The organism is Neisseria sp. HMSC066H01 (assembly GCF_001837375.1).
Classification (GTDB): Bacteria; Pseudomonadota; Gammaproteobacteria; order Burkholderiales; family Neisseriaceae; genus Neisseria.
The window spans coordinates 118,134-138,927 of the sequence record NZ_KV832193.1 but is presented as its reverse complement, the minus strand read 5'-3'; the positions used below and the strand labels follow the sequence as shown (position 1 = coordinate 138,927).

Annotated in this window: 23 protein-coding genes and 1 tRNA gene; 18 read left to right on the top strand and 6 right to left on the bottom strand. The window is 49.5% G+C overall.

All coding sequences use genetic code 11. The annotated features are described in order from the left end of the window. Positions 1 to 69: 69 nt before the first annotated feature. Both fabF and HMPREF2551_RS03095 read left to right on the top strand, forming a co-directional pair. Positions 70 to 1,317, top strand: a complete 1,248-nt coding sequence (gene fabF, locus HMPREF2551_RS03100) for a beta-ketoacyl-ACP synthase II (protein ID WP_070837325.1) — start codon at positions 70 to 72, stop codon at positions 1,315 to 1,317. A 182-nt stretch (positions 1,318 to 1,499) separates the two neighbouring features. Beyond that, complete coding sequence (locus tag HMPREF2551_RS03095; protein ID WP_049349410.1) at positions 1,500 to 2,189, top strand: hypothetical protein; 690 nt, start codon at positions 1,500 to 1,502, stop codon at positions 2,187 to 2,189. Positions 2,190 to 2,244: 55 nt separating this feature from the next. On the opposite strand, the gene HMPREF2551_RS03090 is transcribed toward HMPREF2551_RS03095, so the two are convergent. Continuing rightward, positions 2,245 to 2,574 (bottom strand): rhodanese-like domain-containing protein, encoded by a 330-nt coding sequence (locus tag HMPREF2551_RS03090; protein WP_070837079.1) that lies wholly within the window; start codon positions 2,572 to 2,574, stop codon positions 2,245 to 2,247. A 52-nt stretch (positions 2,575 to 2,626) separates the two neighbouring features. Beyond that, positions 2,627 to 3,283: a protein-L-isoaspartate O-methyltransferase family protein gene (locus HMPREF2551_RS03085; RefSeq protein ID WP_070837077.1), complete on the bottom strand. Its 657-nt coding sequence runs from the start codon at positions 3,281 to 3,283 to the stop codon at positions 2,627 to 2,629. Between the two features lie 182 nt (positions 3,284 to 3,465). Between HMPREF2551_RS03085 and tpiA the strand changes: the two genes are divergently transcribed. From tpiA to HMPREF2551_RS03060, 5 genes are all read left to right on the top strand, one after another. Beyond that, the gene (tpiA, locus tag HMPREF2551_RS03080) at positions 3,466 to 4,239 is read left to right on the top strand and encodes a triose-phosphate isomerase (RefSeq protein ID WP_003748082.1); all 774 of its coding nucleotides are present in this window, start codon (positions 3,466 to 3,468) and stop codon (positions 4,237 to 4,239) included. Between the two features lie 7 nt (positions 4,240 to 4,246). Then, positions 4,247 to 4,606, top strand: coding sequence for a preprotein translocase subunit SecG (secG, locus tag HMPREF2551_RS03075; protein ID WP_036492092.1), 360 nt, complete (start codon positions 4,247 to 4,249; stop codon positions 4,604 to 4,606). Positions 4,607 to 4,621: 15 nt separating this feature from the next. After that, positions 4,622 to 4,707, top strand: a tRNA-Leu gene (locus tag HMPREF2551_RS03070). Positions 4,708 to 4,797: 90 nt separating this feature from the next. Continuing rightward, positions 4,798 to 5,355 (top strand): UbiX family flavin prenyltransferase, encoded by a 558-nt coding sequence (locus HMPREF2551_RS03065; protein WP_049323108.1) that lies wholly within the window; start codon positions 4,798 to 4,800, stop codon positions 5,353 to 5,355. A 53-nt stretch (positions 5,356 to 5,408) separates the two neighbouring features. Further along, the gene (locus HMPREF2551_RS03060) at positions 5,409 to 5,843 is read left to right on the top strand and encodes a PNPOx family protein (protein WP_070837075.1); all 435 of its coding nucleotides are present in this window, start codon (positions 5,409 to 5,411) and stop codon (positions 5,841 to 5,843) included. Positions 5,844 to 5,895: 52 nt separating this feature from the next. On the opposite strand, the gene ppk2 is transcribed toward HMPREF2551_RS03060, so the two are convergent. Further along, positions 5,896 to 6,825 carry a polyphosphate kinase 2 gene (gene ppk2 / locus HMPREF2551_RS03055; protein ID WP_036492084.1) on the bottom strand — a complete coding sequence of 310 codons (930 nt, stop codon included), beginning with the start codon at positions 6,823 to 6,825 and terminating at the stop codon, positions 5,896 to 5,898. 166 nt (positions 6,826 to 6,991) lie between these two features. Here ppk2 and HMPREF2551_RS03050 point away from each other — a divergent pair, with 166 nt between their 5' ends. From HMPREF2551_RS03050 to HMPREF2551_RS03005, 11 genes are all read left to right on the top strand, one after another. Continuing rightward, on the top strand, positions 6,992 to 8,773 hold the full coding sequence (locus HMPREF2551_RS03050) for a bifunctional chorismate-binding protein/class IV aminotransferase (protein ID WP_070837073.1): 1,782 nt from the start codon (positions 6,992 to 6,994) through the stop codon (positions 8,771 to 8,773). 101 nt (positions 8,774 to 8,874) lie between these two features. Then, the gene (locus HMPREF2551_RS03045; protein ID WP_070837071.1) at positions 8,875 to 9,732 is read left to right on the top strand and encodes a ParB/RepB/Spo0J family partition protein; all 858 of its coding nucleotides are present in this window, start codon (positions 8,875 to 8,877) and stop codon (positions 9,730 to 9,732) included. Positions 9,733 to 10,012: 280 nt separating this feature from the next. Then, the gene (locus HMPREF2551_RS10200; RefSeq protein ID WP_049331704.1) at positions 10,013 to 10,366 is read left to right on the top strand and encodes an ATP synthase subunit I; all 354 of its coding nucleotides are present in this window, start codon (positions 10,013 to 10,015) and stop codon (positions 10,364 to 10,366) included. Continuing rightward, positions 10,356 to 11,222: a F0F1 ATP synthase subunit A gene (gene atpB, locus HMPREF2551_RS03040; RefSeq protein ID WP_003748099.1), complete on the top strand. Its 867-nt coding sequence runs from the start codon at positions 10,356 to 10,358 to the stop codon at positions 11,220 to 11,222. Before HMPREF2551_RS10200 ends, atpB begins: the two co-directional genes overlap by 11 nt. A 64-nt stretch (positions 11,223 to 11,286) precedes the next feature. Then, on the top strand, positions 11,287 to 11,523 hold the full coding sequence (atpE, locus tag HMPREF2551_RS03035; RefSeq protein ID WP_004519005.1) for a F0F1 ATP synthase subunit C: 237 nt from the start codon (positions 11,287 to 11,289) through the stop codon (positions 11,521 to 11,523). A 73-nt stretch (positions 11,524 to 11,596) separates the two neighbouring features. Next, complete coding sequence (locus HMPREF2551_RS03030; RefSeq protein WP_003708446.1) at positions 11,597 to 12,067, top strand: F0F1 ATP synthase subunit B; 471 nt, start codon at positions 11,597 to 11,599, stop codon at positions 12,065 to 12,067. A gap of 4 nt (positions 12,068 to 12,071) precedes the next feature. Beyond that, positions 12,072 to 12,605, top strand: coding sequence for a F0F1 ATP synthase subunit delta (locus tag HMPREF2551_RS03025; protein WP_003683778.1), 534 nt, complete (start codon positions 12,072 to 12,074; stop codon positions 12,603 to 12,605). Positions 12,606 to 12,615: 10 nt separating this feature from the next. Continuing rightward, positions 12,616 to 14,163 carry a F0F1 ATP synthase subunit alpha gene (atpA, locus tag HMPREF2551_RS03020; protein WP_003748105.1) on the top strand — a complete coding sequence of 516 codons (1,548 nt, stop codon included), beginning with the start codon at positions 12,616 to 12,618 and terminating at the stop codon, positions 14,161 to 14,163. A 24-nt stretch (positions 14,164 to 14,187) separates the two neighbouring features. After that, positions 14,188 to 15,063 carry a F0F1 ATP synthase subunit gamma gene (atpG, locus tag HMPREF2551_RS03015; protein ID WP_003748108.1) on the top strand — a complete coding sequence of 292 codons (876 nt, stop codon included), beginning with the start codon at positions 14,188 to 14,190 and terminating at the stop codon, positions 15,061 to 15,063. 38 nt (positions 15,064 to 15,101) lie between these two features. Then, on the top strand, positions 15,102 to 16,499 hold the full coding sequence (gene atpD / locus HMPREF2551_RS03010) for a F0F1 ATP synthase subunit beta (RefSeq protein WP_003748111.1): 1,398 nt from the start codon (positions 15,102 to 15,104) through the stop codon (positions 16,497 to 16,499). A 10-nt stretch (positions 16,500 to 16,509) separates the two neighbouring features. Beyond that, on the top strand, positions 16,510 to 16,935 hold the full coding sequence (locus HMPREF2551_RS03005) for a F0F1 ATP synthase subunit epsilon (protein WP_036492070.1): 426 nt from the start codon (positions 16,510 to 16,512) through the stop codon (positions 16,933 to 16,935). A gap of 375 nt (positions 16,936 to 17,310) precedes the next feature. On the opposite strand, the gene HMPREF2551_RS03000 is transcribed toward HMPREF2551_RS03005, so the two are convergent. The 3 genes from HMPREF2551_RS03000 to HMPREF2551_RS02990 all read right to left on the bottom strand — a co-directional run bounded on the left by HMPREF2551_RS03000 (position 17,311) and on the right by HMPREF2551_RS02990 (position 20,769). Beyond that, a complete protein-coding gene (locus HMPREF2551_RS03000) occupies positions 17,311 to 19,023 on the bottom strand; it encodes a flotillin family protein (RefSeq protein WP_049323103.1) in 1,713 nt (570 codons plus the stop codon). A 203-nt stretch (positions 19,024 to 19,226) separates the two neighbouring features. Next, positions 19,227 to 19,892, bottom strand: a complete 666-nt coding sequence (locus HMPREF2551_RS02995; RefSeq protein WP_070837069.1) for a YqiJ family protein — start codon at positions 19,890 to 19,892, stop codon at positions 19,227 to 19,229. A 214-nt stretch (positions 19,893 to 20,106) separates the two neighbouring features. Continuing rightward, positions 20,107 to 20,769 carry a PspA/IM30 family protein gene (locus tag HMPREF2551_RS02990; protein WP_070837067.1) on the bottom strand — a complete coding sequence of 221 codons (663 nt, stop codon included), beginning with the start codon at positions 20,767 to 20,769 and terminating at the stop codon, positions 20,107 to 20,109. Positions 20,770 to 20,794: the final 25 nt, after the last annotated feature.

Genomic DNA, 20,794 nt, shown 5'->3' with positions numbered 1-20,794 from the left:
TTTGCCCGTTTCACGAAGAAAAAGAGCAAGGCTGCCGCGAAAATCCCGACAACCAACAGCGAGATTATCATGAGTCAGAGAAGAGTAGTCATCACAGGTCTTGGCCAAGTATCACCGGTCGGCAACGACGTCGCCACCGCATGGAGCAATCTGCTCGCAGGCAAAAGCGGCATCGGACGGATTACCCGCTTTGACGCATCCGACATCAACAGCCAAATCGCCGGCGAAGTGCGCGATTTCGACATCGGCCAATACATCAGCGCGAAAGAAGCGCGCCGTATGGACGTGTTTATCCACTACGGTATCGCCGCCGCCCTGCAAGCCATCAACGATTCAGGCTTGGATGATTTGGAAACCCTCGACAAAGACCGCGTCGGTGTCAACATTGGCTCCGGTATCGGCGGCCTGCCGAGCATCGAAGCGACCGGCAAAGCCGTTATCGAAGGCGGCGCGCGCAAAATCAATCCTTTCTTTATTCCGGGTTCGCTGATTAACCTGATTTCCGGCCACGTCACCATTCTCAAAGGCTACCGCGGCCCGAGCTACGGCATGGTTTCTGCCTGTACAACCGGCGCACACTCCATCGGCGACTCTGCACGACTGATTAAATACGGCGATGCGGATGTGATGATTGCCGGCGGTGCGGAAGGCGCGATCAGCACTTTGGGCGTGGGCGGTTTTGCTGCGATGAAAGCCCTTTCCACCCGCAACGACGACCCTGCCACCGCTTCCCGTCCGTGGGACAAAGGCCGTGACGGTTTTGTTATCGGCGAAGGCGCTGGCGTGCTGGTGTTGGAAGAATTGGAACACGCGAAAAAACGCGGTGCGAAAATCTACGCCGAAATCGTCGGCTTTGGTATGAGCTCCGATGCCTACCACATTACCGCGCCTAACGAAGAAGGCCCTGCATTGGCGGTTACCCGCGCGCTGAAAGATGCCGGACTGAATCCCGAAGACGTTAATTACGTCAACGCACACGGTACGTCCACTCCGCTGGGCGATGCCAACGAAACCAAAGCCCTCAAGCGCGCACTGGGCGATCACGCGCACAAAGTCATCGTCAACTCTACCAAATCCATGACCGGACACTTGCTCGGCGCGGCAGGCGGCGTGGAAGCGTTGTACAGCGTGTTGGCGGTACACGAGCAAAAATCTCCACCGACCATCAATATTTTTGAACAAGACGTTGAAGCCGGTTGCGATTTGGATTACTGCGCCAACGAAGCGCGCGACGCGAAAATCGACGTTGCCATCTCTAATTCCTTCGGTTTTGGCGGTACCAACGGCACATTGGTATTCAAACGCTTTACAGGCTGATAGAAGGTTGTAAGTAGATTAAAAGGCCGTCTGAAACTTGGTTTTCAGACGGCCTTTATATTGTCCGTATTATAAATATTGTTGATAATCTATATCATTTATAGAATAATATGGTCTTGTTTAAAATTTGTCCGAGTTTTTCGGATAAATAGTTTAACCATATTCTACATCAGGAGTAAGCGATGAAACGCATCGGTATTTTGACATTGGCCGCCTTAGCTGCCATACCTGCATTTGCAGCTGATTTCGGCCATGAACAAGCATTGGCCATAGACGGCAAACCTGCTTATCTGGCAGAAACATCGGCCCGTATTTTGGCAAATGAAGATTTGACTGCGCCGCAGTTGGTTGAAGATATTGCCGATGGATTGGGTTCGAAAAAAATTCCGGGCTATAAATTGATGATTATGGGCCGTACTTATTCGGTGGCGGCGGAAACCAAACCGCCGAGAGAGGGCCAAACTCAGTGGCGGGACAATACGTTCATTCATCGCGGTGTAAAACTGTTTGTCGGTATTCCGGTTAAAAACGGCAAGATGGATTTGGCAGCTGCCCGATTAATTAATATCGGCGTGGTTGACGATAACGGTGGTGCCGCGCCTCATGATGAGGGTGAAAAAATCCGTCCGGTCGGCAAGCAGCTGATGTCTCCCGATACCAAAGTGGAAAATGTGAAACTCAATATTGCCAAACTGACGTTCCCAAATATGAAATTGGGCGAAACCAGTGGCGGTGGCGTGAAATTGGAAGCGTCGGCAACATTGGACGGTAAACCGATACAAACCAAAATCGACAGCACTTTCTCCCGCTTCTATTCGGCCAAGCCAGCCGCTACACGGCCGTTTATGGCAGATGCACGGTTTGTGAAATAATCGCAAAGGCCGTCTGAAACCCAATTTCAGACGGCCTTTTATTCATAAAAGCAATTTAATACCGCATCATCTTGGCATCGATTTGCTCCGCCCAAGCATCAATACCGCCTTGCAGGTTGTAGAGGTTTTCAAATCCGGCGTCTTCCAAATACATTGCCGTGTGCAGGCTGCGGATGCCGTGGTGGCAATAGACGACGATGGGTAAATCATCGTCGGGCAGCTCGTTTTGGCGCAGGGGGATGAGGTTCATCGGAATATGAATGGCAGCGGGCAGGGTGCAGATGGCGCGTTCTTCATCGGTGCGGACGTCGAGCAGATGAAATGCGCGGCCTTCGTCCTGCCATTGCTTCAATTCGGTAGGCGAGAGTTGGATGATGTCGGTCATAGGGTAGGGTATGAAAGCATGAGGCCGTCTGAATTTTCAGACGGCCTGTTGTTTAAAAATCGAAATCGCCGAACGGATTGGCCGATTTGTCTTCCAAGTGGGCCACGACGGTGTCGAACAATACTTTTTCGGAAAACTCATTGCCGTTGCGTGTCAGCAAAAGCGCGTGTTGTACCGGTTTGCGGCCGACAATGATGACCATGCGACCGCCGTCTTTCAATTGCTCTTTTAAGATTTCAGGCACGCTGTCTACTGCGCCGCCCACATAAATCGCATCAAAAGGCGCGCCTTGCGATGCTTCGGTCAGACCGTTGTTTTGCACATAATCGACGTTGGCAAAGCCCAATTCGTCCAAGACTTTTTTGGCGCGTTGCTGCTGCTCGGTATCGATGTCGTCGGTGACGACTTTGCCGGCCAGTTTGGACAGTAGGGCGGTTGCATAGCCTGAGCCTGTACCGATTTCTAAGACGGTTTCGTCTTTTTTCAGTTTCAAACCTTGAGCCAGGCGGGCAACGACTTTGGGTTCCAACATCTTATGGCCGTTGGCCAGCGGCAGCTCCATATCCGCATAGGCCAAGCCTTGAAAAGCCTCGCCGACGAAATGTTCGCGCCCGATTTCCTCCAAAGCATCCAAAATGTCGAAATCCAAGACATCCCACGGACGAATCTGCTGTTCAACCATATTGAAACGCGCTTTTTCAAAGTCCATATTTGTGCTCCGTTCAATTCTTAATTTTATCGAAACATACATTATAAATCCTTGTCGGAGAGTGTGCCATCTTTCAGACGGCCCCGAGGCTTGTTAATAATTGCCAAGCGCACATATATCCACTAAACTTTCACATTACACCACGCTACAACAAGCAACAACCAACACACGGAGCAATAAAGATGTATCACCAAATCGGAATGTGGGATCAAAAATGGGTTATCGGCAACTGGAAAATGAACGGCCGACTCCAAAACAACAATGCACTTATGCACCGCTTCCGCGTCATGCCAACCGCCGAGCGCGTATTAATCGGCCTGGCCGCTCCGACCGTGTATCTGTTGCAACTGCACAACGCCATGCAAATCGTTTTGAACAACCGCATCTTGACTTGTGCGCAAGACGTGAGCCGTTTTCCGAATAACGGCGCGTACACCGGCGAAGTGTCCGCCGAAATGCTTGCCGACATCGGTACAGACATCGTCCTCATCGGCCACTCCGAGCGCAGCCTTTATTTCGGCGAGAAAAACGAAATCCAACGCCGCAAAATGGAAAACGTCCTCAACGTCGGCCTGATTCCATTGTTGTGCGTCGGCGAAAGCCTGGAAGAGCGCGAAGCCGGTAAAGAACACGAAGTCATTGCCCACCAGCTTTCCATCCTGCAAGGTCTGAACACCCAAAACATCGCCGTTGCCTATGAGCCGGTTTGGGCGATCGGTACAGGCAAAGTCGCCACCGTCGAACAAATCGCCGACATGCACGCATTTATCTACAAAGAAATCTTGTCTTTGTGCGGAAGCGATGTTAAAATCCGCGTTCTTTACGGCGGAAGTGTGAAAGCGGATAACGCAGCCGACATCTTCGCAGTACCTCATGTAGACGGCGCATTGGTTGGTGGCGCGTCATTATCATATGACTCCTTTACCGCCATCATCAACGCAGCACAAGCCTCGTAGAAAACATATGGAAGCCTTTAAAACCCTTATCTGGATTATTAATATTATTTCCGCTCTATTCGTAATCGTGTTAGTATTGCTGCAACACGGTAAAGGTGCGGATGCCGGCGCAACATTCGGTTCCGGCAGCGGTAGCGCGCAAGGCGTATTCGGTTCTGCCGGTAATGCCAACTTCCTCAGCCGCTCGACTGCCGTTGCTGCAACATTTTTCTTTGCGACCTGCATGGCAATGGTGTATATTCACACCCACTCCAATAAGCACGGTTTAGACTTCAGCGATGTGAAGCAGACCCAACAGGCTCCTAAGCCTGCAACGCCTGCACAAAACAATACAACTCCTGTTGCTCCGAATCCTCAGCAGCAGTAAGACAATTTGATTTATGCCGACATGGTGGAATTGGTAGACACGCTATCTTGAGGGGGTAGTGGCCGTAGGCTGTGCGAGTTCAAATCTCGCTGTCGGCACCACATTAGAAAATCTAACCGCTTTTTAGCGGTTATTTTTTCGTCTTGAGAATCTGCCTTTCCTTTATTTTTAGGCCGAGACAGGGAAATACAATGAAGCGTTTGGTTGTCGGCATCAGCGGTGCCAGCGGTTTTCAGTATGGCGTGAAGGCTTTACAGCTTTTGCGCGAGCATCAGGTAGAAACGCATTTGGTGGTTTCGCAAGGGGCGGAGATGACCCGTGCTTTGGAAACGGATTACACCAAAGAAGACGTTTATGCTTTGGCGGATGTCGTGCATTCTGTCCGTAATGTCGGGGCAAGTATTGCCAGCGGTTCGTTTTTGACGGACGGAATGTTGATTGCGCCGTGTTCAATGAAAACTTTGGCTTCGGTTGCTCATGGGTTTGCCGATAATTTGCTCAGCCGTGCGGCGGATGTAACGTTGAAAGAGCGGCGCAGGCTGGTGTTGATGGTGCGTGAAGCGCCGTTAAACTTGGCACACATCGACAATATGCGCCGTGTAACAGAGATGGGCGGCATAGTGTTTCCTCCCGTTCCGGCTCTGTATCAGAAGCCCGAATCCATTGATGATATGATTACGCACAGCGTGTCTCATGCTTTGGACTTGTTCGGTATTGTTCAAACCGATGCGCCGCGCTGGCAGGGCTGATGTTTCAGACGGCCTGAAAATAAATTAATACACTGAGAAAGAAGATAAAAATCATGCAAGCGATTCCTGCCAATATCGTTAAATTTTTGAGCAATCATCATGTCGTTAGTATTGCTGCTGCGGCAGACGGCGAAGTTTGGGCGGCTTGTTGTTTTTATGTGTTTGATGAAGCCAATGCCCGCCTGATTGTGCTGACTTCTTTGAAAACAAAGCATGGCGGACTGATGAGCCGTTCTGTCAAAGTAGCCGGCACCATCGCCGGTCAGCCTGACAGTATCACGAAAATCAGCGGTGTTCAGTTTGCGGCGACTGCCGCTTTGATTGAAGATGAAGCGGATTTGAAAGCGGCGCAGTCTTTATTTTACAAAGCGCATCCTGCCGCCAGGGTGATGAAAAGTGATGTCTGGGCGTTGAATTTGGACAGTGTGAAATTCACTGACAATAAATTGGTATTCGCACAAAAAACGTACTGGAATCGCGAGGATTAAGAAAAGGCCGTCTGAAAGATGAAATTTCAGACGGCCTTTGATGCTTTAAGAATTAATCGTGTCCGATGTCTACGGTTTTTTCTTTGTAACGTGTGTCGGGAATCAAAACAATTTTATCGTCCACTTTACCGATGGCTTTCACGTCTTTGCCCGGATAGTCCAGCTGGTGCAGGAAGTAGCGGATACAGTTCAAACGTGCGCGTTTTTTGTCGTCGGAGCGGATGATGACCCAAGGCGCGTCGCCGGTGTGGGTGTGGAAGAACATGGCGTTTTTGGCTTCGGTGTAGTCGTCCCATCGGTCGAGCGACTGGATGTCCACAGGGGACAGTTTCCAGTGTTTCAGGGGGTCGTCACGGCGGGAGATGAAGCGGCGGAGTTGTTCTTCACGGGATACGGAGAACCAGAATTTGAACAGATGGATGCCGCTGGCAACAAGCATGCGTTCCAATTCAGGAGTTTGACGCATGAAGAGCAGGTATTCGTTAGGTTCGCAGAAGCCCATGACGCGTTCTACGCCGGCACGGTTGTACCATGAGCGGTCGAAGAATACCATTTCGCCTGCGGTCGGCAGGTTTTGGATGTAGCGTTGGAAATACCATTGGCCGCGTTCGGTAGTGGTCGGTTTTTCCAGTGCGACAACGCGTGCGCCGCGGGGGTTCAAATGTTCCATAAAGCGTTTGATGGTACCGCCTTTACCGGCTGCATCGCGGCCTTCAAACAGGCTGACGATACGCTGACCGGAATCTTTGACCCAGCTTTGTACTTTTAATAATTCGATTTGCAGCTTCTGTTTTTCTTTTTCGTAAACAGAACGGCGCATACGTTGTTTGTACGGGTAGTTGGCAGGAAGCGGTGCGCTGCTGGAATCCTCGTCAGTGCCGCGTCCTTCGTGTTCCAAAACAGCCTTTTCGAATACTTGCAGCTGGTCTTGTTTCTCGCCCAGTTCAACATTTTCGAACGGTTCTAGTTGGTGGTCTGCCATAAAGTCTCCTTATCGATTAAGTTTTAAATGATATAGTGTGGTATGGTTTGATTCTACCCTTTTATGCCTCGTTCGACTACATAAAATTACATTTGAGTGCTTTTTTTGAATTTGTCTGCTAACTTATGTAAAAGCAGCGTATAATCAGCCTATTTGTACAGCAATCATGCCTTATTTCGCCCTGTTTGACGATGCCGTGAGCGGCCGAGCAAAACTCTATCAAAATCATGTAGAAAGCCATCGGTTTTATCATAACGAACTGGATTCGTTAACAAGTATTTTGCAAGCCGGCTGGAAAAAGGGTTTGCATGCAGTGTTGTTTGCAGACTACGAATTCGGGTTGCCGCTGATGGATATTCCGTCTGGCCGCAGTGGCAGTCTGCGTTTACACTGGTTTGCCGATTATTCCGAAATCGATGCCGAAAACTGGCTGGCCAATCATTCAGACGGCCTTGAGGCAGGTATTTCCACTCCCCGATTCTCCGTATCCGAAGCCGATTATCTCGAGCATATCCGTCAAATCCACGAAGCCATCCGCCGCGGCGATACCTATCAAATCAATTACACCGCACGCCTGCACCTGCAAACTTACGGCAATCCGATTCAACTTTACCGCCGCTTGCGCCAGCCTGTGCCGTATGCTGTTTTGTCTTGTTTGCCCGACGGGGTAGGGCAGGAAGCGTGGACTTTGTGTTTCTCTCCCGAACTTTTCCTCAAAATCGATTCAGACGGCCTGATTACAACTGAGCCGATGAAGGGCACTGCGCCGATTCTTCACGATGGGCAAGATGAACGCCGCGCGGTTGAGTTGCGAAACGACCCGAAAAACCGCGCAGAAAATGTGATGATTGTCGATTTGTTGCGCAACGACCTCGGCAAAATCGCGCAAACAGGCAAAGTACGCGTGCCTGAACCGTTTAAAGTTTCCCGTTTCGGCAGTGTTTGGCAGATGACCAGTGCCATCGAAGCGCAGGCGCTGGCTGATGTTTCGGTTGCCGATATTATCCGCGCAGCCTTCCCGTGCGGCAGTATCACCGGCGCACCCAAACGCATGAGTATGCAGATTATTGAGTCCCTTGAATCCGAACCGCGCGGTTTGTACACAGGCAGCATCGGTTTTTTGCATCCGTGTGATACGGGTTTGGGGTTTGAAGGCGTATTTAATGTCGTGATCCGCACCTTATCCCTGAAGCCGGTTTCAGACGGCCTTTATCAAGGTGTTTATGGCGTAGGTTCGGGGATTGTGATTGATAGCGATCCTGAGGCCGAATATCGCGAGTGCGGTTGGAAGGCGCGCTTCATCAATGAATTACGGCCTGATTTCGGTATTTTTGAAACCATGCGCGTGGAAGACAAACAATGCCGTTTGCTTGATTTGCATTTGGGCCGTCTGAACAGCTCGGCGCAAGCGCTTAACCTGCCTTGGCCTCAAAATGCAATAGAGCAAATCCAACATTATATAGATGCATTGCCAAATGGGTTGTTTAGAGTCAAAGCAGCCTTGTTTTCAGACGGCCTTGTATTGAGCCATGCGGCTGTTTCTGAATTGGATGAACAACAATACGTCATCCTGAGTGAACACACATTAAGCCAACGCGATTATTTGCGCCGTTTCAAAACCACACGCCGTGAAATTTTTGACCAAGCATGGAAAACGGCAGAAGGGCAGGGCGCATTTGACACCTTGTTTTTCAATTCAGACGGCCTGTTGTTAGAGGGTGGAAGAAGCAATGTGTTTATCAAATATCAGGGACAATGGCTTACGCCGTCTTTGGATTTGGATATTTTGAACGGAGTGATGCGCCAAGCGGTATTGAAGCAGCCGCGGCTTTTAGGTGCGGATACAATCAAAGAAACCCGCATCACGCGTTCTATGTTGGAAAATGCGGAAGAAATCCGCTTAAGTAATGCTTTAAGGGGTGTGTTTGCGGTTTCGCTCCGTAGATAAACGGCAAGGGTCAAATCATCGTGATTCAAATTGTCGTAAAGCGGCAATATCCGATAGAATACGTCATTTCAACACTGAGGCCGTCTGAAAGGGAAAACAATATGGCAAAAGCAAAAGGATTGGGACGCGGTTTGGATTCGCTGATATCCAATGCGGTGGACAGCAGCAGTAGCGACCGCCTGACAACGGTTGCCATCACCGATATTCAGCCCGGCCGCTATCAGGCGCGTGTGCAAATGGATGACGAAGCCTTGCAGGAATTGGCCGATTCTATTAAGGCACAAGGCATTATCCAGCCGGTTATCGTACGCGAACGTGGTCTGTCTCAATATGAATTGATTGCCGGCGAACGCCGTTGGCGCGCTTCCCAGTTGGCCGGTTTGACCGAAATTCCCGTCGTCATCAAAACCATCAGCGACGAAACCGCGTTGGCCATGGGTTTGATTGAAAACCTGCAACGCGAAAACCTCAATCCGATTGAAGAGGCACAAGGTTTGAAACGCCTCGCCGACGAATTCGGTCTAACCCACGAAACCATTGCAAAAGCCGTCGGTAAAAGCCGTAGCGCCATCTCCAACAGCCTGCGCCTGTTGAGCCTGCCTGAGCCGGTTCAAGAAATGCTTTACCAACGCCGTCTGGAAATGGGTCATGCCCGTGCGTTGCTGACCTTGCATGTAGTTGACCAATTGGAATTGGCGCAAAAAGCCGTCAAAAACGGCTGGTCGGTGCGCGAAGTAGAACGCCGCAGCCAATTGGCGCATCAAAAAGCCAAGCCTGAAGCAGCCAAAACCATCAGCCCGGATATCCGCCGCATCAATGATGCATTGACCGAGCATTTGGGCGTTAATGCCGAAGTCAAAACCAGCAATCAGAAAAAAGGCAAAATCGTGCTGCATTTTGATACGCCGGAAACATTCGAATATTTGCTGAAGCAGTTAGGTATCAATCAAGCGTTCTAACGGCTTTATAAACAGAACAGGCCGTCTGAAAAAAGCTTTTCAGACGGCCTCAATTTTTGAAAAAGCGTAGAGCGTATAAATGTTTACAATACAAATCAAAATCTTCTGTAAAATCTATGTAACAACATGTAATTTGTGTTAAACTCCATTCCAGCAAAGATTTGTTTTATATGTGTTAATCATTTACTTGTGAAAGGTTCACAAAGATTAACATATTGCTTGACGTTAACAAACTTCTTGATTATATTAGCCTGCCTTGCTTTTTGGGGTACAAAGTACAATGAATCAGATAGTCCCATTGCAAGTGATTGTATTATTAATAATTTCAGTTGTTTGTGCATTATTCTCCGGATTGCCCGGCTTCCTCTCTGCTTTGGCGGGAGGATTTTCGTATATTTTGCCTACCCTGGTTGCAGTTTTACTTTTAAAGTTTTCCCGACGAAATCCCGATCTGCAAAGTTCGATGTTTATCGGCGGAGAGGTTTTAAAAGTAGTGCTGTCGCTGGTATCTATGTTGGTCGTTTTTGCGATATGGCATCGATCACTGGTATTTTACCCATTTTTATTGGCGTTTCTTGGCGTCAGTCATTTGGTTTTTTTAGTATTGTTGAGAGTAAAACACTATGGCAGGTGAAACTATGACCGCTGCCGACTACATCAAGCACCACTTGCAAAGCTTGACCAGTATGTCGGATGTTACTCAGGGTCAAGGACTGAAAAACATTGCTGATTTTTCGTTCATTAACCTTGATGCAATCTTTTTTGCCGTTCTGTTGGGCGTAATCGGCAGCTTCCTTTTGTGGCGCGGCGCTAAAAAAGCGACGGCCGGTGTTCCCGGTCGTTTCCAAGCGGCTGTTGAAATTCTGTTCGAATTCGTGGATGACATGTGTAAAAGCATTATCCATAACGAACAATCGCGTAAAGCCGTTGCCCCGTTGGGTCTGACCTTGTTTGTCTGGATTCTCTTGATGAATGCCATGGATATGCTGCCGGTTGATTTGCTGCCGATGGCATGGCAAGGCATTACCGGTAATCATCATGCCCTGTTGCGCGTCGTACCGACTGCTGACTTGAATACGACTTTGGCTCTGGCGATTGGCGTATTGCTGATCTGTATTTACTACAATGTCAAAATCAAAGGCCTTGGCGGTTGGATTCACGAGTTGTTCTGCGCACCTTTCGGTCCGTGGCTTGCTCCGGCCAATTTCCTGCTGAACTTGGTAGAGTTTTTGTCCAAAACTGTATCCCACGGTATGCGGTTGTTTGGTAATATGTATGCTGGCGAGCTGGTGTTCCTGTTGATCGCTCTGTTGGGTGGTGCATGGGCGTCAACCGGCAGTGTCGAAACTTTGGATCCGATTTTATTTGTGTTCCACCTGATTGCTGGTTTGGCTTGGGCGATTTTCCACATTTTGGTCATCACCTTGCAGGCATTTATTTTCATGGCGTTGGCGTTCGTATATATCGGACAGGCGCATGATGCACACTAATCAAGTAGTTTTTTCGTAGTTTGTTTTTTGTAGTTTAACCTTTACTATTTTAAGGAGTTTAAAAATGGGTTTGATTGCTATCGCATGTGGTTTGATCGTTGCCTTGGGCGCATTGGGTGCCTCTATCGGTATCGCAATGGTTGGTTCTAAATACTTGGAATCTTCTGCTCGCCAACCTGAGCTGATCGGTCCGCTGCAAACCAAACTGTTCTTGATCGCTGGTCTGATCGATGCGGCTTTCTTGATCGGTGTGGCTATTGCCCTGTTGTTCGCCTTCGTTAACCCGTTTAGTGGTGCGTAATCAAGACGGAGCGATCCGTTCAGATACAGGCTTGCCGTCTGTTTGATTAACCCAGATACGAAGGTTAAGTAACGTGAATATTAATGCAACCTTATTTGCGCAAATCCTAGTTTTCTTTGGCTTGGTTTGGTTTACGATGAAATTCGTATGGCCTCCGATTGCCAAAGCATTGGATGAGCGTGCCGCAAAAATCGCCGAGGGCTTGGCTGCCGCCGAGCGCGGTAAGAGCGATTTTGAGCAGGCAGAGAAAAAAGTTGCAGAACTTATGGCCGAAGGGCGTAATCAGGTAACCGAAATGGTTGCCAACGCCGAAAAACGTGCTGCAAAAATTGTAGAAGAAGCCAAAGAGCAAGCTTCTCATGAAGCAGCACGCATTGCAGCCCAAGCAAAAGCTGATGTAGAGCAAGAAGTTAACCGTGCACGCGAAGTGTTGCGCGAACAGGTCGCTTCATTGGCTGTTAAAGGTGCGGAATCTATCCTGCGTAAAGAAGTCGATGCTTCCAAACATGCAGATCTGCTCAGTGCCTTAAAACAGGAGCTGTAATCTTATGGCAGAGTTCGCAACGATTGCCAGACCTTATGCGAAAGCATTGTTTAGTCTGGCTCAGGAAAAAAACCAAATCGAGTCTTGGTTGGGCGAACTGAAAGAACTCGCAGCGGTTGTTCAGGATGAGAAAGTCATTGCTTTCATCGAGCAGCCGGAAACGGGAGCTTCCGAAAAGGCAGAAACGCTCAAAGGTCTTGTAGGTATCAAAAATGTCGAATTGGCAAATTTTATTACCGTTTTGGCCGAGCAAAAGCGTTTGCTGGTATTGCCGGAAATTTATGCCCAATATCAAGATTTGACCTTGATACACAACAATACGAAATCGGCAGTAATTTACAGCGCGTATGAGCTCAGTTCTCAGCAGCTGGCCGATGTTACCGATATCCTGACAAAACGCTTCAACAGCAAATTGGATGTGGTAACTAAAGTTGCCCCTGAATTAATCGGCGGCATCAAAGTAGAAGTGGGTGATCAGGTCTTGGATTTGTCCGTACAAGGCAAACTGAATGCTTTGTATGCGACTATGACAAATTAGGAGAGTTTTCATGCAGCTTAATCCTGCTGAAATTAGCGATTTGATTAAAGCCAAAATCGAAAATCTGTCCGTCAATACAGAAGTGCGTACCCGTGGTACCGTTGTTTCTGTTACAGACGGCATTGTGCGCATTCATGGCTTGTCAGACGCGATGCAAGGTGAGATGCTCGAATTCCCCGGTAACACTTTCGGTCTGGCCATGAACTTGGAGCGCGACTCCGTCGGTGCCGTAGTGTTGGGTGAGTACGAACACATTAAAGAAGGCGATACAGTTACCTGTACCGGCCGTATTTTGGAAGTGCCGATCGGTCGCGAATTGGTTGGCCGCGTAGTTGATGCATTGGGTCGTCCTATCGACGGTAAAGGTCCAATCAATACAACTTTGACTGCTCCAATTGAAAAAATCGCACCGGGTGTGATTGCGCGTAAATCGGTTGACCAACCCATGCAAACCGGCCTGAAAGCCATTGACTCTATGGTTCCGGTTGGTCGTGGCCAACGTGAGCTGATCATTGGTGACCGTCAAACCGGTAAAACTGCCGTAGCACTGGATGCCATCGTTAACCAAAAAGGTACAGGCGTTATCTGTATCTATGTGGCTATCGGTCAAAAAGCATCTTCTATTGCCAACGTAGTGCGCAAATTGGAAGAGCATGGCGCGATGGAACATACCATCGTGGTTGCTGCGACTGCTTCTGAAGCCGCTGCGCTGCAATACATTGCTCCTTACTCCGGTTGTACCATGGGTGAATTCTTCCGTGACCGCGGTGAAGATGCATTGATCGTATACGATGACTTGTCTAAACAAGCCGTTGCATACCGTCAAATTTCCCTGCTGCTGCGCCGTCCTCCTGGCCGTGAAGCCTATCCTGGTGACGTATTCTACCTGCACTCCCGTCTGTTGGAACGTGCAGCCCGCGTCAGCGAAAACGAAGTTGAAAAACTGACCAATGGCGAAGTAAAAGGCAAAACCGGTTCTCTGACTGCGTTGCCGATTATTGAAACCCAAGCCGGTGACGTATCAGCATTCGTACCAACCAACGTAATTTCGATTACAGACGGCCAAATCTTCTTGGAAACCGACTTGTTCAACGCCGGTATCCGTCCTGCAATCAATGCCGGTATTTCCGTATCGCGCGTAGGTGGTGCGGCACAAACTAAAGTCATCAAAAAACTGGGTGGCGGTATCCGTTTGGCGTTGGCACAGTACCGTGAATTGGCGGCGTTCTCCCAATTTGCTTCCGATTTGGACGAAGCAACACGCAAACAGCTGCAACATGGTGAAGTGGTTACTGAATTGATGAAACAAAAACAATTCAGCACATTGAACACTGCCGAAATGGCATTGACTTTGTGGGCGATCAACAACGGTTCTTACGCAGATGTTCCGGTATCCAAAGCCTTGGCTTTCGAAGCAGAATTCCTGAGTTTCGTACGTACGCAACATCCTGAGGTTCTGGATGCGATTAATGCATCAGGCGCAATGTCTGACGAAAGCGAAAAAGCATTGACCGAAGCCATGAAATCTTTCAAATCTTCTTACGCTTACCAAGCATAAGTATTGAGATGAAAGGAGTCTGAAATGGCAGTCGGAAAAGAGATTCTCACCAAAATCCGTAGTGTTCAAAATACCCAAAAGATCACTAAAGCGATGCAAATGGTGTCGACCTCTAAAATGCGGAAGACTCAAGACCGGATGCGCTTAGCGCGTCCGTACGCCGAAAAAGTGCGTACAGTGATGAGCCATCTTGCACAGACCAATGCCGATCATGGTATCAAATTGTTGGAGCCACACCGCGAAGTGCGTCGTGCCGGTTTCATTTTGATTACCTCGGACAAAGGTTTGTGCGGCGGCTTGAATGCAAACGTACTGAAAAAGTTTTTGGCGCAAGTTCAAGAGTATCAGGAACAAGGCATCGAAGTCGAAGTCGTGTGCCTGGGTAGTAAAGGTTTGGCTGCATGCCAAAGCATCGGTTTGAACGTTATTGCCAGTGCAACCAATTTGGGCGATACCCCGAAAATGGAAGCGTTGCTTGGCCCTTTGACCGAAATCTTCCAACGTTATGAGAAACATGAATTAGACCGTATCCATATGGTTTACTCACGTTTTATCAACACAATGCGCCAAGAGCCGCGTATGGAAGTTTTGCTGCCTATCGGTGAAAACGTTATTGACGACGGAACAGGTCATTCTTCATTTACTTGGGAATACCTCTACGAGCCGAGCCCTATCGCCGTATTGGAATATTTGGTTCGCCGCTATTTAGAGTCTGTGGTTTATCAGGCATTGAGCGACAACATGGCATCTGAACAAGCCGCGCGTATGGTAGCGATGAAAGCCGCAACCGACAACGCAGGCAATGCCATCAAAGAATTGCGCTTGGTGTACAACAAATCGCGTCAAGCCGCGATTACCACAGAATTGTCAGAAATTGTAGCAGGTGCAGCGGCAGTTTAATGCCGTCTGAAGCCTGAACAGGAAATTAGGATACGATAATGAGCCAAGGCAAAATCGTACAAGTTATTGGTGCGGTGGTTGACGTGGAATTTCCACGCGACGCTATCCCGCATGTTTACGATGCCCTGAAATTGGACGAGAACGGTCTGACTCTGGAAGTTCAACAGCTTCTGGGCGACGGCGTTGTCCGTACTATTGCAATGGGTAGTTCAGACGGCCTGAAACGCGGCATGTCTGTAAGCAATACTGGTGCGCCAATCACTGTGCCGGTAGGTAAAGGTACATTGGGTCGTATTGTCGACGTATTGGGTACGCCTGTTGATGAAGCAGGTCCGATCGATACCGACAAGAGCCGTGCCATTCACCAAACTGCTCCGAAATTCGACGAGTTGTCTTCAACTACCGAATTGCTGGAAACCGGTATTAAAGTGATCGACTTGCTGTGTCCGTTTGCTAAGGGCGGTAAAGTAGGTCTGTTCGGTGGTGCCGGTGTGGGCAAAACCGTAAACATGATGGAATTGATCAACAACATCGCCAAAGCGCACAGCGGTCTGTCCGTGTTCGCAGGTGTGGGTGAGCGTACCCGTGAAGGTAACGACTTCTACCACGAGATGAAAGATTCCAACGTATTGGATAAAGTAGCCATGGTGTATGGCCAGATGAACGAACCTCCGGGCAACCGTCTGCGCGTTGCTTTGACCGGTTTGACCATGGCCGAATACTTCCGTGACGAAAAAGACGAAAACGGTAAAGGTCGCGACGTATTGTTCTTCGTTGACAACATCTACCGTTACACTTTGGCCGGTACCGAAGTATCCGCACTGTTGGGCCGTATGCCTTCTGCAGTGGGTTACCAACCGACATTGGCTGAAGAAATGGGTCGTTTGCAAGAGCGTATTACCTCTACCCAAACCGGTTCCATTACTTCCATCCAAGCCGTATATGTACCTGCGGATGACTTGACTGACCCGTCTCCAGCGACAACTTTCGCCCACTTGGACGCAACCGTCGTATTGAGCCGTGATATTGCCTCTTTGGGTATTTACCCGGCAGTTGACCCGCTTGATTCTACTTCACGCCAATTGGATCCGATGGTATTGGGTCAAGAGCACTACGACGTAGCGCGCGGTGTACAGTCCACTCTGCAAAAATACAAAGAATTGCGCGACATTATTGCCATTCTGGGTATGGACGAATTGTCTGACGAAGACAAACTGACTGTAATGCGTGCCCGTAAAATCCAACGCTTCCTGTCTCAACCGTTCCACGTTGCAGAAGTGTTTACAGGTTCTCCAGGCAAATATGTCGCCCTGCGCGATACCATTGCCGGCTTTAAAGCCATCTTGAACGGCGAATACGACCATCTGCCTGAACAAGCGTTCTACATGGTAGGCGGCATCGAAGAAGCAGTTGAGAAAGCGAAAACCTTAAACTAAGGAGGTCGGCATGAGCGTCATGCAAGTTGAAGTGGTCAGTAGCGAGCAAAACATCTATTCGGGCGAAGCCAGCTTCGTGGTGGTTCCGACCGTTCAAGGTGAGCTTGGTATTTATCCACGACACGAGCCGATTATGAGTTTGGTACGCCCCGGCGCATTGCGTTTGACTGTTCCGGGTGAAGCTGAAGAAGTGCTGGTTGCCGTTTCCGGCGGTGTTTTAGAAGTACAGCCTGATAAGATTACCGTATTGGCAGACGTCGCCGTCCGCAGTACCGAAATGGATCAGGCGCGTGCTGAAGAAGCTAAGAAAGCAGCCGAGGCAGGTGTTTCTGCAGCCAAAGATGATAAATCTCTGGCCGAAGCGCACAAAGCATTGGCAGCAGCCATTGCCCAGCTGAAAACTTTGGACTACCTTCGTTCGCAAAAAAACAAGTAATGTGGGTTCATCAAGAAAAAGCACAACGAAATGTTGTGCTTTTTTATTTGCCTGAAGATAAGCGGCTTGATATTGAAATGTCGATAGACGAGTAGATGGCAAGTTTGAAATCGAAACGCTAGAATTGGTTTTTATGACTCAATTGTTGGTGGATCATTGTCAAAGCAGTTAGTCTTGTTATTTGGCTAAAAATAGCCCACTCAATCTTTTTTAACCACAAAAAGCAGGTTGGATGATTCCTAATTAATTGCAACCGCAACAGATCTGAATTGGTCAGTATTGAAAATATTAGAATTTGTGGAAGTTCTTGTCTAAACAAAAGGCCGTCTGAAAACCTGTTTCAGACGGCCTTTAAACCATTATGACGGTATCTGTTTATGATTGGTCGATGCTTTTATCCAGTCCTTGGGTCAGACCGTTGATGTCGCCACCATTCAGTCCCAACTCTTTCAAGAGGCCGTCAACCAGCGGGGCTTGGCTGCGGTAGCGCAGGGCGCTGTTGACCATTTGGTCTGCAAGGCTGGCTTGTGTGGTTTGGCCGTCTGAAGCACCTTCCGCGCCGTTTGCACCACCGGCAAAGCCACCCAGACCATTGACTTGCAAAATCTTGATGTCTTCGATTTTTTCCATTGGGCGGACGGATTCGCGGATGATGTCGGGCAGGTGTTTCAAGAGGGCAAGGCGGACTTGCATTTCAACCTGCTCGACGCTCAGCACGTTGGCGGCTTCGTTGACGGCGCGGGTACCTTCGGCGTCAACCTTGTATTGTTGCTCTTGCGCTTGCGCCAACAGAATTTTGGCATCGGCTTCACCTTTGGCTTGCAGGCGTTGTTTCTCGGCTTCGGCTTCGGCGGCGATACGCACGGCTTCAGCTCGGTCTTGTGCAGCTTGTTTTTCGGCTTCAGCGGCGACGGTGAGCGAAATCGCGTCTTTTTGTGCGGCTTCTTCGGCGGCAATCAACTCGACCGCTTTGGCACGCTCGGCGCGTTCGGTTTCGCGTACGGTAATCACGCTCTCTTCTTCGCGAACGGCGGCGGCGCGGGCTTTGTCGGCCTCTGCTTTGGCTTCGGATTCGGCACGCGATTTCTCGGCAACGGCGATAGCGCGGTCTTGCTCGGCCAACTCGATGGCTTTGCGGCGTTCAACCTCTGCCTGCTCGACGGCTTGGGCTTTGCGGATGTCTTCGTTTTTAATGTCGCGTTCGGCGGCAATGCGTTTCAAATCCACTTCGCGTTCGGCGGCAATTTTCGCTTCTTCCGCCTCGCGTTTTTTCTGAGATTCTTGTTCGGCAATGCTGGCCTCTTGTTCGGCGCGGCGGACGGCAATTTCACGCTCTTGTTCGAGTTTGGCGTATTCTTCTTCGCGCGAGATTTTCAGGCGTTGCTGCTCGGCTTCGAGGTTTTTGGTTTTAATCGCCAAGTCGGTGTCTTGTTCGATTTCGTTGCGTTTTTTGCGGCGGCCTTCGATGGTTTCGGTCAGTTTGGTCAAACCTTCCGCGTCAAAGGCGTTTTGAGGGTTGAAGAACTCAAAGCTGGTTTGGTCGAGGCCGGTCAGGGAGACGGTTTCGAGTTCGAGGCCGTTTTTAAACAAGTCTTCGCTCACGACTTGTTGCACTTTCTGAACGAAATCAACACGTTTTTCATGCAGTTCTTCCATGGCCATTTCGGCGGCAACAGCACGCAGGGCATCAACGAATTTACCTTCGACGAGGTCTTTCAGCTCATCGGGGGACATGGTTTTCATACCCAGCGTTTGTGCGGCGGTCGCAATGCTCTCGGCGCTGGGTTTGACGCGGACGTAAAATTCAGCCATCACGTCAACGCGCATACGGTCGCGGGTAATCAATGCTTGTTGGGCAGCGCGGCGCACTTCGAGGCGCAATGTGTTCATGTTGACGGGGATGATTTCGTGCAGCACGGGCAGCACCATCGCGCCGCCGTTCATGATGACTTTTTCGCCACCGAAACCGGTACGGACAAATGAGACTTCTTTGCTGGCGCGGCGGTACAGACGGGTCAGGATGAGGCCGAGTACAATTAGCGCGACGAGTATGACGCCGGCGATGGTGCCGATGGAGACCAAGTTCATGGTTTTTCCTTTCTTCTTGTTAATATGCCTTTGAGGGCGGTGGATTCAGAAGGCTTTGAGGGAAAGAGGCCGTCTGAAAGGGTTAAAAATATGGGTTGAAATAATAGGGGGGCTAATTGTTATTTCAAATTTCTAGATAGTGAGGATAGAGCGGTAAAGTATCTATTTTTCCCGTATCGATAAATCAGCGGTTTCAGACGGCCTTAATCTACCAAGCTGCCGCTCGGATTCAAAATCGCTTTAAATGTATTTCCGTCCAACGACACCAGTAATACCGCATCTCCTTGTTTTAATACATCTTCAGAGTCAGGCTCTACCATCACATAATGCTGTTGGCCGTAAGCATCTTTCACGCGCACCTGCGCCGCATTGCCTACCCGAGCTTCGCCCAACACCACCGTGCCGACGCGGCCGATTAAACTTTCCTGCGAAACGGCAGTGGTTTCATCTTTCGGCATAATTTTGTACAAACCGCTAGCTGTTACCCGCACTAAGGGTAGGGAAAGAAACCAAACGATGACTGCTGCCAGCGTGCCATTCAGATAACTGCCGAATACAGTGGCAAAGGCCGTCTGAAACAGATAACCCGTCAATCCGTATACGGCAAGAAACACCACCATCAACATCAACACCGGGATACGTCCGACATACAGCCAGCTCAGGAAACGCACGAATATGCCTGCGTCCGCCACATCTAATCCGACCTCGGCGTGCGCGGTTTCGGTCAGGCTGTCGGGCAACAGGTTGTCCAACCAGTCGCTAATACCGCCTGCCAGCATGGAAATGACTTCAAACACACCGAGCAAAACCATCAGTGCAATGGCAATGCCGAAGATTTCAGTTTCGGGGGCGTTGATTAGATTCCACATATTGCATTTCCTTATTCTTTTTAATTTTCAGACGGCATATATTTTATTTTAAAGTTAAGCCGGTTGGATATGGATATTTTTATTAATTTGTCGTAACTGACAGGATTTTTCCCAATCCGGCATCTTTTTGTTATTGAAGCATGTATGGTTTTCTTTTTTCAGACGGCCCCGTGAAGATAAAGGCCGTCTGAAACCGCGATTTTCTCAATATGGCTTATGATTTCGCTTTCAACGCCGCCAATCGTTCGGCAATACGGTTGTTACGGCTCAAGTCTTCCAATTCCTTCAATTTTGCCAACTGCGCCGCATCGGTGCTGCTGTGTACCGAGTTTTGGCGACCCATCACGCGGTCGAAAGCGTTGCCGCTTTTTTCAGCATCACGGGCGATGCGGTTGAGGTCGTTGCCGCCTGAAGCTTTGCCTGCGCCAGCGTTCTGCTGCGCGGCGCGCCAGTCTTGCAACTGCTGCTGCATCTCACGTTTTTTTGCCTGCAGGGCGGCGATAAAGCCTTCGAGCTCTTTTTCTTGTGCGGCACAATCGGCAATGGTGTTTTCTAAGATGGGCAGACGCGCTTCGATGTCCATCTGTTCGGCGATGCCTGCCTCGGCAAGATCGTCGCGTCCCGCGACTACGGCGGCTTGCAGGTTGGCATCGATGGCTTCGTGGCGGTTGCTCTCATCCGCCATTTTCTTGGCGGCAAGGTGTTTCTGCGCCAACACTTTGCCCAACTCGGCGCGTACTTCGTCCACCGCCCGCTCGATTTCGCGGATGCTCTCGTTCATGACCGCTTCGGGTGCAAGGTTTTCCGCCGCATCAATCAGGGCATGAAAACCGCCGCTTACCAGACGGCCTACTCGGCGGGATAGGGTTTCGCTCATTTGGATTTTCCTTTCACTAAAATGT